This is a genomic window from Spirosoma endophyticum (genome assembly GCF_900112365.1).
Classification (GTDB): Bacteria; Bacteroidota; Bacteroidia; order Cytophagales; family Spirosomataceae; genus Spirosoma; species Spirosoma endophyticum.
Window position 1 is genome coordinate 183,924 of sequence record NZ_FOLQ01000007.1, and the last position, 17,597, is coordinate 201,520.

At 49.2% G+C, this 17,597-nt stretch carries 11 protein-coding genes; 3 read left to right on the forward strand and 8 right to left on the reverse strand.

The features are described from left to right. Positions 1–167: 167 nt before the first annotated feature. From BM202_RS19105 to BM202_RS19135, 7 genes are all read right to left on the reverse strand, one after another. Positions 168–2,573: an ABC transporter permease gene (locus BM202_RS19105; RefSeq protein ID WP_093829032.1), complete on the reverse strand. Its 2,406-nt coding sequence runs from the start codon at positions 2,571–2,573 to the stop codon at positions 168–170. Positions 2,574–2,703: 130 nt separating this feature from the next. Further along, positions 2,704–5,169, reverse strand: coding sequence for an ABC transporter permease (locus BM202_RS19110; RefSeq protein ID WP_093829034.1), 2,466 nt, complete (start codon positions 5,167–5,169; stop codon positions 2,704–2,706). A gap of 55 nt (positions 5,170–5,224) precedes the next feature. After that, entirely contained in the window at positions 5,225–7,645 is a 2,421-nt protein-coding gene (locus BM202_RS19115; protein WP_093829036.1) for an ABC transporter permease, read from the reverse strand. Positions 7,646–7,789: 144 nt separating this feature from the next. Beyond that, a complete protein-coding gene (locus BM202_RS19120) occupies positions 7,790–8,686 on the reverse strand; it encodes a winged helix-turn-helix domain-containing protein (RefSeq protein WP_093829254.1) in 897 nt (298 codons plus the stop codon). A 121-nt stretch (positions 8,687–8,807) separates the two neighbouring features. Next, positions 8,808–9,293: a hypothetical protein gene (locus BM202_RS19125; RefSeq protein WP_093829038.1), complete on the reverse strand. Its 486-nt coding sequence runs from the start codon at positions 9,291–9,293 to the stop codon at positions 8,808–8,810. A gap of 39 nt (positions 9,294–9,332) precedes the next feature. Beyond that, entirely contained in the window at positions 9,333–9,473 is a 141-nt protein-coding gene (locus BM202_RS38250; protein ID WP_245776713.1) for a hypothetical protein, read from the reverse strand. Positions 9,474–9,872: 399 nt separating this feature from the next. Beyond that, complete coding sequence (locus tag BM202_RS19135; protein WP_093829040.1) at positions 9,873–12,299, reverse strand: ABC transporter permease; 2,427 nt, start codon at positions 12,297–12,299, stop codon at positions 9,873–9,875. Between the two features lie 387 nt (positions 12,300–12,686). Between BM202_RS19135 and BM202_RS19140 the strand changes: the two genes are divergently transcribed. Beyond that, positions 12,687–13,934 carry an efflux RND transporter periplasmic adaptor subunit gene (locus tag BM202_RS19140; RefSeq protein ID WP_093829042.1) on the forward strand — a complete coding sequence of 416 codons (1,248 nt, stop codon included), beginning with the start codon at positions 12,687–12,689 and terminating at the stop codon, positions 13,932–13,934. Positions 13,935–14,062: 128 nt separating this feature from the next. Next, the gene (locus tag BM202_RS19145; protein WP_093829044.1) at positions 14,063–14,740 is read left to right on the forward strand and encodes an ABC transporter ATP-binding protein; all 678 of its coding nucleotides are present in this window, start codon (positions 14,063–14,065) and stop codon (positions 14,738–14,740) included. On the opposite strand, the gene BM202_RS19150 is transcribed toward BM202_RS19145, so the two are convergent. After that, positions 14,737–15,177: a hypothetical protein gene (locus tag BM202_RS19150; RefSeq protein WP_093829046.1), complete on the reverse strand. Its 441-nt coding sequence runs from the start codon at positions 15,175–15,177 to the stop codon at positions 14,737–14,739. The two genes, BM202_RS19145 and BM202_RS19150, sit on opposite strands and share 4 nt — an antisense overlap. A 54-nt stretch (positions 15,178–15,231) precedes the next feature. Between BM202_RS19150 and BM202_RS19155 the strand changes: the two genes are divergently transcribed. After that, complete coding sequence (locus BM202_RS19155; protein ID WP_093829048.1) at positions 15,232–17,589, forward strand: ABC transporter permease; 2,358 nt, start codon at positions 15,232–15,234, stop codon at positions 17,587–17,589. Positions 17,590–17,597 lie beyond the last annotated feature (8 nt).

A 17,597-nucleotide genomic window follows, 5' to 3' on the forward strand; every position in this document is an offset into this window, starting at 1 on the left:
TCGGTATAAAGAAATACTGTCCGCAAACGGACGATTATTCGTTCAGTTGCGGACAGTGTAGAGACCGCACCGGCGGACCGGCAACCCTTTGCGTCTCCGCGACCGGATGGCGTTTCTGACGCGAAGGAGACGCAAAGGGTTGCCGGTCCGCCGGTGCGGTCTCTACATTATTCAGAACGTAGTGATTTGACCGGATTCATCAGGGCGGCTTTGACACTCTGGAAACTGATCGTCAGCAAGGCAATGGCAATGGCCAGCACACCCGCCAGCGCGAAAATCCACCACTCGATGTCGAGTTTGTACGCAAATCCCTGTAACCACTGGTTCATGGCGTACCAGACCAACGGTGAGGCAATGGCGATTGCCAGCAGGACGAGCTTCAAGAAATCTTTGGAAAGCAAGCCAACGATACCGCCGACCGATGCGCCCAGCACTTTTCGGACGCCAATCTCTTTGGTACGTTGTTCCGCAGTAAACGCCGAAAGTCCAAACAGACCCAGGCAGGAAATGAAAATCGCCAGGAACGCGAAATAATTAGCCAGACTGGCGACTACAGATTCGCTCTTGTAGAGTTTCTGGTATTCGTCGTCCGCGAAGCGATAAGCAAACGGGAATTTCGGATTCAGTTGCTTCCAGACAGACTCTATACTGGCCAGCGCCTGTTTGGTCTGGCCGGGTTGCGTACGAATCATGAACGTCTGCCAACCGGGTTCTGTCGCCAGTCGCATAATCAGCGGGGCTATGGGAATATGCAGCGACTGGAAATGGAAGTTTTCCATAACACCAATGATCTTCCCCGGTTTGCCCCACATCGTAATGGGTTGCCCGACGGGCGGTCCGCCGTTGCGGGTCTTGTAGCCGATACGTTTAGCCGCAGCTTCGTTAATCAGGTAGTTGCTGGTATCGGTGCTAAATTCCGGTGAGAAATCACGACCTGCCAACTTTACTTTCAACGTCTTCAGCAGATCATAGCCAACTGCGGTCTGGGTCATTTCAATATTGACATTCGGATCTTTCCCCGGCCAGGTTATCCCGCCCGTGCTGCTGCCAATGTTGGTGGGCGCTTCCTGCATCGACGACACGGCTAAAATGCCGGGCTGACGTAGCAGTTCATCTTTGAAGGTTTTATAGTTTGCCTGAGCGCCCAGTTCGCCCTCCACCGGAACATAGATCAGATTCTCTCGTTCATACCCAAGATTTGTCGTTTGAACGTAGTTAATCTGACGATACACGATGATCGTGCCGACAATAAGCAGCATGGACAGGACGAACTGGAACACCACCAATCCCTGTCGAAGTAGCCGTGCCCCTGCGCCAAACTGAAGTCGTGATGACGGACCGGCCCCTTTTAGCACGCGAACCGGCTCCAGCGACGACAAAAACAAGGCCGGATAACTGCCGGCAATCAACCCCGTGAGCAACGTCATGCCGAGCAATATGATCCAGAAGGATGCCTGCGTCGTTTGTAAATTAATTTGCTTACCGGTTAGTGAATTGAAGGCCGGAAGCAGGGAGAAAACGAGCAATAACGCAAAAAGTAAAGCCAGGCCTGTGAACAGTAACGCTTCGCCGATAAACTGCCCGGCCAGTAAACTACGTACCGCACCCATAACTTTACGAATACCCACTTCCCGCGCTCGCTTGACCGAACGGGCCGTGGCCAGGTTCATGAAATTAATGCAGGCAATCAGCAGCAGAAACACGGCGACGATACCAAACAGCCGCACGTATTCAATACGTCCACCGTCCTGCTGGCCATTTTTGAAGTTCGAATACAGGTAGCCGTCGGGATAGGGTTGCAGGAAGAGCTGCGCATCGAAACTTTTGCCGATGTCTTTATTATACTTCCGCAAAAACGGTTTGAGCTTGGCGTCCAGGTTGGACACATTCGCATCCGGGCGCAGCATGATACGCGTGTGAGGGCCATTGTTTCCCCACTCTTTCATCCACGGATTCCGGGTTACGCAATCCTGCCAGTTTATCAGAAAATCATATTTGTCCGATGAGTTCTGCGGCATGTTTTCAAAAACGCCCATCACCTGATAGTCATTTTTGTTGTCGATGCGTATGCTTTTGCCCAGCGCGGCCACCGGGTTACCGAAATAGAATTCCGCCACTTTACGGGAGATCGCGATACTGGTAGGTGAGTTCAGCGCCGTTGCGGGCGTACCGGCCAGTAGCGGAATACTGAACATCTTGAACCAGTCGGCGCCCGCCCAGTGCCCGGATTGTTTGTTGATCTTATCGCCAACGGTAAGTGTCATCTGGGCCTCCCAGCCTGTATAGCCAGCTGCGTATATAACTTCAGGAAACTGCTTCTTCAACTCGTCAGCCAGTATTCCCGGTGTATAATTGCCTGCATCAATCTTGCCATCAGAGAACTGCCGCTGCATGACTCTGTACAAATGCGGGCCATTGGCATGGTAGTTATCCACACCTAACTCATCCTGAATCCACAGGAAAATTAACAGACTACAGCCCATACCCAGGGCCAGTCCCAGAATATTAATAGCCGAGAAGGCTTTGTTGCGGACCATATTCCGCCAGGCGATTTTGAAGTAGTTGCGTAGCATAGGAAAAAGAGCATGGGGATAAGGGCGTGGGGCAAGGGGTTTGATACTGGTTTTACCGTGGCGACGGACCGCGTGACAACGGATCGCCCTCTGCCGTTACGACGGACCGCCCAAACCCCCATGCCCTTTGCTATTCAGAACGTAGTGATTTAACGGGATTCATTAAGGCAGCTTTTATGCTCTGGAAACTGACGGTTGTAAACGCAATAACCACCGCCAGAACCCCGACTACCGCGAAAATCCACCAGGGAATGTCGATTTTGTAGGCGAAATTCTGTAACCATTTATTCATGGCCCACCAGCTAATGGGTGAGGCAATCAGGATGGCTATAATCACTAGTGTCAGAAAATCTCGGGAAAGTAACAGTACGATATTGGTGACCGATGCGCCCAGCACTTTCCGAACACCGATTTCTTTGGTACGTTGCTGCGCGGCAAAAGCGGCCAGACCGAACAAACCCAGGCACGAAATCAGGATAGAGATAACCGTGAAGTAGGTTACAATGCGCGAGGTGCGGGCTTCAGCCTCATAATTCTTCTGGAAGTCTTCATTCACGAACGTGTATTGAAACGGCTCATCGGGACGTAGTGCTTTCCATTTCTGTTCCAGAAAACTCAATACGGTTTCCATATTGGCCGTTTTGACATGCGCAATGATGTAATTGTAATTGGGGCGGCTATTCAGCAGAAAACTGTAGGGCTGTATGGTTTGGTGCAGTTTTTCGAAGTGAAAATCCTTCAACACGCCCACAATTTCGTAGGGATGCGTTTCGCCCTGCCAGTCGAAATTCAGCTTTTGTCCGATGGCTTTCGTCAGCGGAATCTGGAACTCTCGTAAGGTGGCTTCATTGACAACAATCCGGTTGCTGGTGTCGCCCGGAAACTGGCGGGAGAACATCCGCCCGGCGAGCAATTTGAAGCCCATGTTTTGCATGAAATCATAATCGACCCAGTTCGTTTTTACCTGTTGGGCTGTCATGACGCCCCGCTCCGGTCGATATAGCAGAAAATCACTGGCGTTGTTGATGCCCGGATAATACTGCGTTCCCGCGGCTCCCAGTATTTGGTTATTTCGTAAAATTTCAGCCCGATAGCTGGTATAAGCCGCGTTCGCTTCTTTGCTGCTCAGCGGAATGGCAATCTGCTGATCCTGCGTGAATCCCAGCGACGTGTTGCGCAAAAAGCGCATCTGCTCCTGAATAACAAACGTAGCCAGCACCAGCCCAATCGAAATCACAAATTGAAACACCACCAGTCCGCGACGTAGCGCCACTGCCGACAGTGTATTGGTGAATTTTCCCTTCAGAACCTGCGCCGGATTGAACAGGGATAGATAAAAAGCTGGATAGCTGCCCGCCAGCAATCCCGTTAGTAATGCAAGCCCAATGAACGCCAGAATAATCCCCGGTTCAAATAGTTCAGCTAACTGCAACGACTTAGCGGTCAGTTGATTGAAGACAGACAAGAACAACGTAACGAGGCCAAGGGCAATCACCAGCGCCAGCAAGGATAGCACTATTGACTCACCCAGAAATTGCCCGATCAACGAACCCCGTTCGGCACCCATCACTTTTCGAACGCCAACTTCAGCCGCCCGTTTAGCCGAACGGGCGGTAGACAGGTTCATGAAATTGATGCAGGCAATCAGTAGGGTGAATAGGGCAATCGAGGCCAGAATGTACAGGTACGTTGTGCTGTTGGTGGGCGTCACGACGGTCTTCAACTGGTCGGAGAGGTGCAGGTCCGGAACCGAAACCAGAAACAACTTTTTGCCAAAACCCACATTCTTTAAATCGTTGCTGGCGTATTTATCCATGAAACCCGGAAACTTCGTTTGCAACTGAGCCGGGTCTGTACCTGGTCGTAATTTCAGGTACGTTACAAACATATTGTTACAACAGAAATCCAGTTTGACGTTTCGAAGAAAGCCACCAATCCAGCCTGCGGAAATAGGCAGAAAGAACTTGGCGTCGATGTGGGAACGAGCACTTTCGTCGCGGTAAACACCCGTTACTTTAAAGTCTTCGCCATTACCCGCCGTGCCCCCAATCCGGATCAGTTTGTTCAGCGCCGATGCATCACCAAACAGTTTATGGGCAATTTCTTCCGACAGCACCACCGAATGCTGATCGACCAGCGCAGTACGTGGATTGCCTGCTGTAAATTGATAGGAAAACAAGTCGAAAAATGTCGAATCGACCTGGTAGCCTTTGGTTTCGTAAAAGGATTTAACGGCTTTGCCACCTTCGCGTACCTGCAACAGGGATTTATCATCGATCAAATTGACCCATAAACGGGCCACCTGCTCGATTTCCGGAAATTCGGATTTCAGCGCAAACGCATACGGAGCCGATGCGGTCGAATTTTTTTCACTTCCGGTATCCTTATTGGCTTTCCCGATAATTGTTTCCTGCGCCATCAGGTACAACTCACTGGCGTGCTGCTGGTGTTTATCGTACGACAATTCGCTACGTATGTACAGCAGCAACAGCATGCAACACGTCATCCCGACGGATAGCCCGAAAATGTTAATGGCTGAGAACGATTTGCTTCTCAGTAGATTACGGACGGCGATTTTGAGATAGTTACGTAGCATAGGGAATTGGTTAATGTAGAGACGCAAAGGCCGGGCCGCCGGTGCGGTTGCGTCTCTACTCAGACCTTAATGACTTTACGGGATTCATTAGGGCGGCTTTCACGCTTTGGAAACTGACCGTTAGCAAGGCGATCAACACGGTTAGACCACCAGCCAGCAGGAACACCCACCAATGGATGTTTGTCCGGTAGGCGAAATCGTTCAGCCAGGTGTGCATGGCATACCAGGCTACGGGTGAGGCAATGATTAGCGCCACAATCACCAATTTCATGAAGTCTTTGGAAAACAGGGTCACCAAACTTATCTCCGACGCACCCAGCACTTTACGGATGCCAATTTCCTTGGTACGTTGCTCAGCCATGAACATCGATAAGCCAAACAGACCCAGGCACGAAATCAGAATGGCGATGCCCGCAAAGATGCTGAACAGCGTCTGTTGCGTTTGCTCACGAGCATAGAGCCGGTCAAAACGAGTATCCAGAAACTGATAATCGAACGGATGTTCCGGGAAGAAGCGCTTCCAGACCGTTTCAACCCGCTGAATTGCGGTGGGCACATCGCCTTTCAGTGGAATGGACAGCCATCGGAAGTTTTCCGTCGACATAATCATAGCCAGTGCCGCCATCTCCTGGTGTAAGGATTCAAAGTGAAAATCTTTGGTAACGCCGATAACCTGACCTTTCACCGGACCGTATCGGAAGGCTTTGCCGATGGCCTGTTCGGGTGTCCAGCCCAACTGCCGCACAGCCGTTTCATTCAGGACGATCATCGACGTATCAGTCGAGTAGGCGCGGGAAAAATTGCGTCCGGCAGCCATCGCAATCTGATAGGCCGGAATGAAATCATAATCGACACGCAGGCCCCGCAGATTGATTTTGACCGGGGCCATGCTGTCGCCTTTTGCGGCAGAGGCATCCCAGGAGTCGAGTAAGCGGGAGGATGGAATTCGCGATGAACGGCCCATATCGCGCACCGCCCCCGTTTGAATAAATTGCTCTTTCAGCGTTTCGTAATTTCTGGCTGAATCGCTGAAATCCGGCATCAGCAAAACCTGGTCTTTCGAATAACCGAGTCGATACTCCTGAATGTACTTCATCTGATTGTACACCACGGCCGTGCTGATCATCAGGGCAATCGCTATCGCGAATTGCGTTATGACCAGCACCTGCCGAAGCTTGCCAGTACGCATGGTTGAGGCAATCTGGCCTTTCAGCACACCAAGTGGCCGGAACGACGTCAGGAAAAAAGCCGGATAACTGCCTGCTACCAAGCCCGTCAGCAACGTAATGCTAACCAGAATAATAAGAAAGACAGGATCAAGAAGTTGGCTGAATTCGAGTTGTTTTTGTGTGAACTGATTAAGGGCGGGTAAGCAGAGCATGACCAGCAGAATGGAGATGCCCAGCGACAGAGTCACCAATAAAATGGATTCGCTCAAAAACTGACCAATGAGCTGGGTGCGCAAAGCCCCTACAACCTTGCGCATCCCAACCTCTTTGGCCCGCCCCGCCGAACGGGCTGTTGCCAGATTCATATAATTGATGCAGGCGATCAACAGAATGAATAAACCAATAGCCGAGAATAAATAGATATAACTGATGTCGCCCGTTGGCTCCACCTCCGAATCGGTGTGCGACCGTAAGTGAATACTCGTCAGAGGTTGCAGATTCAACACCGACCAGGTTGACGGATTCCGGCCTTCTTCCGGCGGAATGTGTTTATTCTGAAAAGCCGGGAATGCCGCTTCCATACGTTTTGGATCGGCCGATCCGTCGCTACATCCGGGTTGCAGCAACACATACGTATTGAAGGAGTTATTACTCCAGTTTGTCCGTAATCCTTCTGCCCCATACACGCGGGGGTCGTTAAATGTAGAGAACGAGGCAAGAAATTTGGGGTGAAAATGCGATTGAGCGGGCAGCGGTTCAAAAACGCCTGTAACCGTCATATCGAACTGATTATTAAACCGCACTGTCTTGCCGACTGGATTCTCATCGCCAAAATATTTCTCCGCCATTGGCCGGGAAAACATAATGGAAAATGGATTGATCAGCGCTTGATCCGGATTTCCGCTGACGAGATCAAAATCAAATACCTTAAACAGATTGGCTTCGGCAAAGAATATATCATCTTCATTAAACGAATGTTCGCCGTACTTCAGCAGCCCGCCGTTATCAATGGTTCGCACCACCTGTTCAGCTTCCGGGAAGTTCTGTTTAATCAAGGGCCCAAAAGGTGGGGCCAATTGCGCCAGTCGCAACGACGCGGCTCCTTCCGACGACAGGAAAGTTCGGGTAACGCGGTAAATACGATCTGCATGAGTATTGTAACGGTCGTAGCTTAACTCGTCTCTGACATAGAGCGCAATAAGCAGGAAACACGCCAGACCAACCGCTACACCGGTAATATTGATGAAGCTAAATGCCTTGTATTTTCGAAGATTGCGAAAAGCGATAAGCAGATAATTACGTAGCATAATCGAGCAGAAGTGATATCACATTCTGATGTCCCAAATGCTATACCAGAAATGTAATTTACTGATTATCAAATGGTAAAGGTTGGAGTATCTGAAAAAATGTCCGCAAACGGACGCAATCCGTACAGTTGCGGACACCGGGTTTTATGAAATTACCTCCAGCCGATACCCTACGCCATGAACAGCTACAATACGTAGGGTTGGGTCGGGTTGGAGCAGCTTACGAAGACGTGATACGAAGACATCGGCGCTGCGTCCGACAATAATGCCTTCGTCTTCCCAGACGGATTTGAGGATAAAATCGCGCGTTAATAACTGGTTCGGATGGCGGACGAAGAGGTGGAGCAACTTGGCTTCGCGATAGGTAAGCGGATGCATAGTACCCGCTACGTTCACCGATTGGTTCGTCGTATTGAAAGACAATTGCCCGACGGAGATTAGATGCCCGGATTCGTTTGCCGTGGTTTCTGTTGGTAATGCTGAATTCGTTTTTCTGTCTGATTTCTGCCAGACAGCATAGGCTCCACCGAACAACAACAAACCAACTGCCCACGCCCACCAGATACTGGCCGCTTTCGGCTGAGTAGATACTGGCGTATTGAAGGTAAGTTGCAGGGTATAGCATCCTCGTTTCTGATCGCGGCCTCCGCAGGGAACCTCCTTCTTTTCAGTTACATCGAGAAAGTTGTAGCCCAGCTGCAATTCGCCGTTTGTGCAATCCAGCACCGCTACGTCGTAGTTGTCTTTGATCTGATGAACCGCCAGCGATTGTTGAAGTATCGTTGGTAACCGCCCGTAATCGAAGGGGTGTTCCAGACGGACCAGAAACGTAGTGGCAGTAGGATGTTGCACTGCTGGAATTCGGGAGGTTGAATCTCCTTTTTCGATCAGTAAGTGATGCGCCGTACGACGTAGCGCCAGATTCACCTTTTTTGCAAAATCAGCCTTGTCGCCTTGATTCGCAGACGGCGTTCGCCAGGCAAACTGCATGAACAGTAAACCGGCGACCAGCAACGCGATGATAATGACTGATGTTTTCATGATAGCTTTTTTAACCCGCACCGGCGGACCGGCAAAGACGTAAAGATGGTAAAGAACGCTAAGTTACATTCTTCACCATCTTTACGTCTTTGCCGGTCCGCCGGTGCGGGTCGAAATTTAATCAGCAACCGTCACCCTTCTTTCCGAAAAAAGGAAACAATAAATTGCTGTTGAAAAAAGGTTTTAATTTAATGCTCCGTTTGGCTCTTGAGTCGCTGGTTCGGACAGGTTCAATCACCAGATCATCACCCGGTTTTGCCATGGCCAACACAGGTGCTACGTCGATTCCGAGTGCAGATTGACTGGTATTCGATATGCTATTATCAACTACATTCCCGTTTCGACGCAGGTAGATTCGGAACGGAATTTTTTCAGTTTGCGTCGTTTCTGGATTACTGGATACCACCGTCAACGTCCCTTTGCTTGCCATTGAGAACGCTGCGAAATCAAAGGCCTTATTGTTCAGTAGCAACGGGTTGGCATTAAATACAGAGTCGGGTTCCGTTGTGCTGCCCGGAGCAAACGTATTAATTGTCGGAAGCGTGGTTGTCAGTAGGGAAAGGGCTGATAGAACTACCAGTGGCCAGATCATTAGCTGCAGTTTCATAAGGATACAAATTAGATGGTGAAACGAGCCTGAACTCAGTTATTGAACAGGAATTTCGTTGTGTGGCATCGCGTATTGATCGTCCAGGGTTAACAATACGATGTGGTCCCCTTTTTTGCACTTTGTCAACACGTTATGCACATCAATCTGCTTCACGTCGGTTTTTGTGAGCAGTAGCAACGTTTGCGTGTTCTTATTTCGGATTGCAATTCGAAACGGAATTTTATCAACCGCCTGGCTGGTTGTTGGCGATAGATTAACCGTACAAACTGTCAGCTTTCAGATAGCACTCAATGGCAGTATACATTTGCCTTGCGTACTGTATTCGTTCACGACCATTTTGTTATTTAAAAAAGCCGCTGAACAATTGTTGAAGGGATGTTGACCGAAGCCAATCGTGGATACGGCGCTGCAACAAAGAGCGAAAATGAGTTTGCTTCCGTTTTTCATGATTCCTGTTTCTTGAACATGAATCAAAAGTAGACGCTCCATTTGTCAGCGTTGAAAAAGCCCTGTAAAAGCTTGTAAAGGAATTGTAAAATCATGTATTTGTAGAGCCGCATACCTTACGTCTCTACCTTACTCGGAACGTAGCGATTTAACAGGATTTACTAAAGCCGCTTTTATGCTCTGAAAACTGACCGTAATCAGCGCAACTCCGATTGCCAGTAGACCGGCTAAAACAAATACCCACCAGTCGATGGTAATCTTGTAAGCGAAATCCTGCAACCAGCTATTCATGGCCCACCACGCCAGTGGCGACGCAATAATGATCGCGACCAATACCAGTTTCAAAAAGTCTTTGGAAAGCAACGTAACAAGGCTGGCAACACTCGCGCCCAACACTTTCCGGACGCCAATTTCTTTGGTGCGTTGAACAACAACAAATGACACGAGGCCATACAGACCTAAGCCGCAAATCAGGATGGCAATGCCAGAGAAGATATTGACCAGCCGAAACACCAGACTTTCGGTTTCGTAGAACTTAGCCAGTTGTTCGTCCAGATACGTGTATTCAAACACTTCGTTCGGATAGAATTTTTGCCACACCTGGCGAATGCGCTGAATTGTTTGCGCCGGATTTTGACCGGATACCCGAATCCCGGCTTCTCCCATAAATGGGCCATAAGTGGCAATGAAGCAGGGCGTAATTTCTTCATGCAAAGACCGCAAATGAAAATCTTTTACTACGCCGACAATGGGCAACGGAATGGGCGAAAGGTAGTATTGCATTTTCCGTCCCAGAATTTTCTGCGGATCGCTCACGTTTAGTTTTTTAAGAAAAGCCTCATTGACCAGGTATTCCCGAATCGTGTCACTTTGGGAAATATTACGTCCCGCTACAAGTTGTAGACCATACGTATCGAGGTAATTCGCATCAGCAACGCGCTCGCGAACCGGGTAGTCTTCCCACTCCGCTTTGTCGTCCATCTTGAACGAACCACCATACAGAAGCCGCGACGAAGGCGGTTGATGGCTGGCACTAACCGATCTGATCGCTGGATACTGCATCAGTTCATTTTTGAAGGCTTCCCGGCGTTCTGTCTGCCGGTTGGGTAATGTGACCATCACTACGTTGTCTTTTCTGAAACCCAGGTCGGCCTCATGCAGATAACGAACCTGCGACGCGACAACCAGCGCGCCCACAATAAGCGCCTGACAGATCACAAACTGAAGCACAATCAAGGCCTGACGTAATGAGTAATTTCCACGAACCCGAACGGCCAGTGTACCTTTCAAAGCAGCCCATGGACTAAAACCCGACAGCACGGCCGATGGATAGCCACCCGCCAGCAAAATGACAACACTAATCAGCAGGAACACAAAACCCAGCAACTGGATGTCTACCTGCATCGCTAACTGAATGGAGAGCCATTGATTAAAGAGAGGCATTGTCAGGCGTACCAACAGTAAAGCCAGCACAGTGGCAGTCAGCACAATAAGGCTCGTTTCGAACAAAAACTGACGAATGAGCTGGCCGCGCGTTCCACCAAGTGTTTTACGAATACCGACCTCTTTACCACGGCGCAGGGCTTGGGCCGTGGCCAGATTGACGAAATTGATGCAGGCCGTCAGCACCAGAAACAAACCAACCAGACCCAATGACCAAAGCAGTGATGGTCGAATAACACCACCCACAATACGTTTCACATCGAAATGGACATCCCTCAGCGGCTGAAAATGAAACTGATAATACCGGGCATCGACACCGAAGTGCGTTTTCAACAAGGCGGGCATTGCCGATTCCATACTACCGACCGACTGCGGATCTTTGAGGGTGATAAAAATCCGATCTGTACTGTTGAGCGCACCCCAGCTGGTCTGGTCATAGGTTGAATCCAGTTGGGTCAGTGTCGACAACGAAATAAACAGGTTAATGTCAGTATCGGTTGTTTTGGGCGTATCGGCCAGCAGCCCGGTCACTCTGACATTGGCCCGGTGATTTAATGTCAGGGTTTGGCCGATTGGGTCAGTATCACCAAAGTATTTCTTCGCCCATGATTCGGTGAGGACCGCCGTGTTTGGTTCGCGGAGAGCTGATTTGGGATTTCCTCGAAGCCACTGATAATCCAGAATATCGAAAAGCTCAGGTTCGACAAGTGCCGTGCTTTTGTGTTCCAGAAAACGAACGGGCTGGTCTGAAGCAGTATCACTACGTTGTTGCGAGGTGGCCTTCCGATCAACCTCGACGGTCAGATCGCGATTCATTTTCAGGTAAGCCGCCTGATCAACCTGTGGGTAGTTGGTTCGAAGCGCTTTCGCCATGGGTAATGGCGCTTCGGGATAATACTCCACCGAGCCATCAGCCAGATGGAGGTCCGTTACAACCCGAAAAATCCGGTCGAATTTGGTATGGTGCCGATCGGTGCTTAGATGGTAGCTGATGAACAGGAAAATGAGCAGACCGCCGGCCATCCCTATCGTAAGGCCTGTTATGTTCAGGAATGTATAAACGCGCTGTGAACGTATATTTCGAAGCGCGATTTTAAGGTAGGAGCGAAGCATGAGAAAGGCTATTAATGAGGGTATTCGTTGCTGCGAAGGTATTCATGATCAGCGCTTATCGTCTTGTGTGCTACGTTGTTGACTCGTTAAAAAATGTTAAGCGGTTTCGTTACGGAGTTTATGCCCCATTTTTGCTAACTTTCATTCGACAGAATTGGGGTATAGAAACCAGGTGATAAGCCCGCAAAAAGGGAGCGCCAAAAACGGACAATTTGCGTCCGAAAGCGGACATATTAATTGTATTAATATCAATCAAACTTCTGATTATCAGATCGTACAGTCAACTGGCATGACTATTGGCACAAGGCATAATAACAAATGAGGCCCGGGCCTATAGTCGCTGGCTCGATATGTCAATCACTAAATCACTCATTTGCTAATTGAAAAATGGATCGCGTCTTACCTAAACGTTTTTGGACTACACAGCGTCTCGCTATTTTTGGAGGTGGTGCCCTGGTTATAGGGCTAATAGCGTACACATTCTTCTTTACAGACCGCCGGTCGAAGCTGAATGTCGAAAAAGATAAAATAACCGTCTCCACCGTATCGACGGGCCCATTTGAAGATTTTATTGCCGTAACGGGCGTTGTTCAGCCGCTTAAAACCATTCGGCTGGATGCCATTGAAGGTGGTTACGTAACACAGAAACTGGTCGAAGGCGGTAATACCGTAAAACAGGGTGAAGTGCTACTGAAGCTTGAAAACCAGAGCCTTAAACTGAGTTTTCTACAGTCGGAAACAGAGGCTAACCGACTCGTTAACGACCTGCAAAATACGCGTCAACGGATACAGATCGAACGATTTACGCTACGTAAAACGCTGGCCGATGTAGATGCCCAGATTTCTCAGGCGAAAGACACCTACGACCGTCAGGAAAAGCTGTACAAAGACAAAGTTGTATCGGAAGAAGATTACCTGAAAGCGAAACGGGCGTATGATCGATTGATCAGCCAGCGGACCATCGAAATCGAAACGCAGAAGTACCAGGAGGAAAACGCAAAATTCCAGATTAAACAACTTGAAGGGACGTTGCAACGTACGCAGAAAAATGTGGCTCTTTGGCAACAGACACTGGATAACCTGGTCGTGAAAGCACCGGTGTCGGGTCAATTGTCAAGTATCGATGTAGAAGTTGGGTCAAACATTAACCGGGGCCAGAACATCGGTCAGATTGATGACCTGAACGGCTTTAAAATGCGCGTCGGCGTTGATGAACATTATATTAGTCGCGTATTTTCAGGCTTGAAAGGATCATTTGAATTCAACGGAAAGATGCACGAACTTGAGATTAGCCGCGTGTATCCTGAAGTAAAAAGTGGCCGTTTTGAAGTCGATATGGTTTTCCCGAAAGGCACGCCCGAAGGCATCAAGCGTGGTCAGTCGTCGCCGATTCAGCTGGAATTGGGTAAAGCGGCTAAAGCGACACTCTTGCCCGTTGGTGGCTTCTTCTCCGATACAGGCGGCAATTGGGTATACGTAGTAGATAAGTCGGGCAAACGGGCCGTAAAACGTCCGATTACCCTGGGTCGCAAAAACCCTGAGTTCTACGAAGTACTCAGCGGCATTGAGCCTGGCGAACAGGTAATAACGAGTTCTTACGAGAATTTTGGCGATAACGAAGTACTTGAATTTTAAAACATCTGAACCGGGACTTTTATGATTTTATTGACTGTCTATGATTACTGTTTTCTTTGAAAGCCTTGTTTTAAAATCACAGTCAGTCAATAAAATCATAAAATCCCGGTTCAGACATCCCTACAAACATGATCCAAACAATTAACCTTCAGAAACTCTTCGCAACCGAAGAAGTAGAAACCACCGCGCTCAATGGCATCAACATGGATGTGAAAGACGGTGAATTCGTGGCTATCATGGGCCCATCTGGCTGTGGAAAATCCACGCTGTTGAACATCCTTGGATTGCTGGACAATCCGAGCGACGGCGATTATAATTTCTATGGCACCGAAGTTGCCAAAATGACCGAACGGCAGCGGGCACAACTTCGCAAAGGCTCCATCGGCTTCGTGTTTCAGAGCTTTAATTTGATTGACGAACTGACGGTTTATGAAAACGTCGAGTTGCCACTGCTCTATCTGAAAACGCCACCTGATGAGCGCAAAAAGCGTGTAGAAGAAGCGCTGGAGCGAATGAGCATCATGCACCGGCGTAATCACTTCCCGCAGCAACTGTCGGGTGGTCAGCAGCAGCGTACGGCTATTGCGCGGGCGGTGGTAGCAAAACCCAAGCTGATTCTGGCCGATGAACCGACGGGTAACCTCGATTCGAAAAACGGCGAAGAGGTTATGAAACTGCTGGGCGAACTGAACGACGAAGGCACGACCATCATCATGGTAACGCACTCACCGTACGACGCTGGTTTTGCCCACCGTATTGTGAATCTGTTTGACGGAAAAGTTGTCACCGAGAACTTCCACGTTTAAACAAACGGGCCAAGGTCAAGCTGGAGTACCTCAGAGAATGACGACTCAGTAGCTACTCCGCCATCGCCTTTACGGTACCGTAGCCAGTAATTGGTTTTATAGTTGTACACGAAGCCTTCGCGAATACCGTACAGTTCTTCATCAATGAGGTCGATTACTTTCTTCAGGTCTGATTTGAAACCCTTGATGTGTGCTACTTCGATGATAACCTGAGCCTGTTCAGTGTCGTAATCGTAGAGGATGATGTCTGGTACAGGGCTGTTATATTCTCCCACCATCATCTCGGGAAGCGGCTCGTATGCAATAGCCCCTTTTTCATAGAACGGATACAGTTTCGCCGTTAATCGAGCAATAGTGTGTTGGTGTATGATCGGCGCATTGGTGCCATCATCATGAACAATAAACTTTTGCGGTTGAAGGTCAGGATAGTTTGTCATACAAGTTTGGCTTCGTGATTTCTGCTGTATACCAAAGCTACTAAAGATAGAACTATGTTCCGCAATTACGTCAAGATCGCTGTTCGGAGTTTGTTGAAAAATAAGCTCTATTCCGGCATTAACATATTGGGGCTGGCGCTGGGTATGGCGTGTAGCCTTTTAATTGGTTTATGGGTGAAGGACGAACTTAGTTATGATCGGTTCCTGCCCGATGCTGAGCGTATCCACTACGTACGGGTCAACTTTCCGTACAATGGAGAAATTGTTACGAACTACGTCACGCCCGGCCCGTTGCAAGAAGCCATTGCCCAGAGTATTCCGCAAGTGGCCGCCGTAACCAAAGTCAATTACGGGCCGGAAATGCTGATTAAGGTCGGTGAAAAAACATCGAAGGAAAGAGGCCGTTTCGCTACGTCGGATTTCTTTGGCGTATTCGATTTGCCTGTAGTCTACGGTGATCCAAAAGCTGCCCTTGCGCAGCCCAACAAGATTGTTGTTACCCGTAAACTAGCCGAAAAGTATTTTCCGATAGGCTCGGCGCTGGGTAAAACGCTGCAACTCGACAATGATAAATTCTATACCGTTGGCGCCGTTATCGAAGATGTACCGGCTAATTCCTCGCTGCCATTCGAATGGCTCGTGAACTGGAAGGTGCAGGAGCAGGACTGGATGAAAACCTGGGGGAATAACTCGTTTGCTACGTATGTCCGGCTGAAGCCTAACACAACACCGGAGCAGGCAGAAGCTGCGATGAAAAATATCTATCCGCGCTTTGCCGGTAAGAATTTCGAGACGGGTCGGCCAACGTTGCAACCCATTACAGACCTACACTTATACGGCGAATATAAGAACGGTAAATCCGTTGGTGGACGCATCGAATACGTTCGGATTTTTTCCATTGTTGCTTTATTTATTCTGCTGATTGCCTGCATCAACTTCATGAACCTGGCCACGGCCCGTTCGGCGAATCGGGCGAAGGAAGTGGGCGTCAGGAAAGTAGTTGGGGCAATGCGTTCTTCCCTGGTTGGTCAGTTTTTGAGTGAGTCGGTGCTGACCAGTTTGCTGGCAGTTGTGTTGGCCATTGGCCTTGTCTGGCTTGTGCTACCCACGTTTAATACGGTATTCACGAAACAGTTAACGCTAAATCTTGGCGAACCCGTTCTCTGGGTCATCATTGTTGGACTCGTATTGATAACGGGGGTTGTGTCGGGCAGTTACCCCGCGCTCTTTTTGTCGTCGCTGCAACCGATTAAAATTCTCAAAGGCCGGCTGCAATTCGGATCGGGACCAGCTTTGTTCCGCCGGGCGTTGGTGGTATTTCAGTTTTCGCTGTCTATTTTCCTGATTGTGGGCATGTTGGCGGTGGGTAAACAAATGGATTACCTACGTACCAAAAACCTTGGCCTTGACCGGGAAAATGTGGTTTACATACCATTGGAGGGTGAAATAGCTCAACCTAAAAAGGTAGAACCCTTCCGTCAGGAAGTGATGCGGGCTCCCTCAATTGCATCGGCAACGACAACGATGTCGCTGCCCATCAATGTTCAGAGTACGTCGGGTGATCTGAACTGGCCCGGTAAAGATCCTGCGTTGCAAACCACTGTATCGGCCATGGCCGTGGGCGGAGGGTTTATCAAAACGATGAACATCAAACTGCTGGGCGGTCGCGATTTTCAGGTAGACAGCCCAGCCGATTCATCGAGTTATTTGATCAACGAGGCTACAGCGAAGCTGATGGGCATGAAAGATCCGGTTGGTAAAGAAATTCAGTTCTGGAGTGGCAAAGGTCGGGTTGTTGGGTTGATGAAGGACTTTCACCTAAACTCATTGCATCAGGCCATTACGCCCCTGGTTCTGACGTTCAATGCGTCCAATACGAGCTATTTACTTGTGAAAACCCGTGCGGGTCAGGCACAGCAGGCCATCGCTGATCTGGAACGTATCACTAAGGAGTTTAACCCGAATTATCCGTTCAATTACCACTTTATTGATGAAGAGTACGAAAGCCTGTACCGTAGTGAACAGCAGGTAAATACGCTCGTCAACTACTTCGGGCTATTGGCTATTGTGATTTCGTGTCTGGGTTTATTTGCCCTTGCCGCCTTCACCGCCGAGCAACGGACTAAAGAGATTGGGGTACGCAAAGTGCTGGGGGCCAGTGTGCCAAATATTGTTGGTCTGCTCTCGAAAGATTTCCTGAAACTGGTTCTGATTGCCTTGGTGCTGGCTTCGCCCCTGGCATGGTGGGCCTTGAGCAAGTGGCTGGATACGTTCGCCTACCAGACAGAACTGACCTGGTGGATATTCGGCGTAGCGGGTGTGACGGCGGTCGTCATCGCTTTCCTGACAGTGAGTTACCAGAGTATTAAAGCCGCCTTGACGAATCCGGTAACGAGTTTGAAGGCCGAGTAGAGATGCAA

What these genes read in the sequence shown, in the direction of transcription:
- BM202_RS19110 (WP_093829034.1), bottom strand. Translation starts at nt 5,169, where the DNA reads ATGCTACGTAACTATCTCAAAATCGCCGTCCGTAATCTACTGAGAAGC.
- BM202_RS19125 (WP_093829038.1), bottom strand. Translation starts at nt 9,293, where the DNA reads ATGAAACTGCAGCTAATGATCTGGCCACTGGTAGTTCTATCAGCCCTT.
- BM202_RS19115 (WP_093829036.1), bottom strand. Translation starts at nt 7,645, where the DNA reads ATGCTACGTAATTATCTGCTTATCGCTTTTCGCAATCTTCGAAAATAC.
- BM202_RS19145 (WP_093829044.1), top strand. Translation starts at nt 14,063, where the DNA reads ATGATCCAAACAATTAACCTTCAGAAACTCTTCGCAACCGAAGAAGTA.
- BM202_RS19150 (WP_093829046.1), bottom strand. Translation starts at nt 15,177, where the DNA reads ATGACAAACTATCCTGACCTTCAACCGCAAAAGTTTATTGTTCATGAT.
- BM202_RS19105 (WP_093829032.1), bottom strand. Translation starts at nt 2,573, where the DNA reads ATGCTACGCAACTACTTCAAAATCGCCTGGCGGAATATGGTCCGCAAC.
- BM202_RS19135 (WP_093829040.1), bottom strand. Translation starts at nt 12,299, where the DNA reads ATGCTTCGCTCCTACCTTAAAATCGCGCTTCGAAATATACGTTCACAG.
- BM202_RS19120 (WP_093829254.1), bottom strand. Translation starts at nt 8,686, where the DNA reads ATGAAAACATCAGTCATTATCATCGCGTTGCTGGTCGCCGGTTTACTG.
- BM202_RS19140 (WP_093829042.1), top strand. Translation starts at nt 12,687, where the DNA reads ATGGATCGCGTCTTACCTAAACGTTTTTGGACTACACAGCGTCTCGCT.
- BM202_RS19155 (WP_093829048.1), top strand. Translation starts at nt 15,232, where the DNA reads ATGTTCCGCAATTACGTCAAGATCGCTGTTCGGAGTTTGTTGAAAAAT.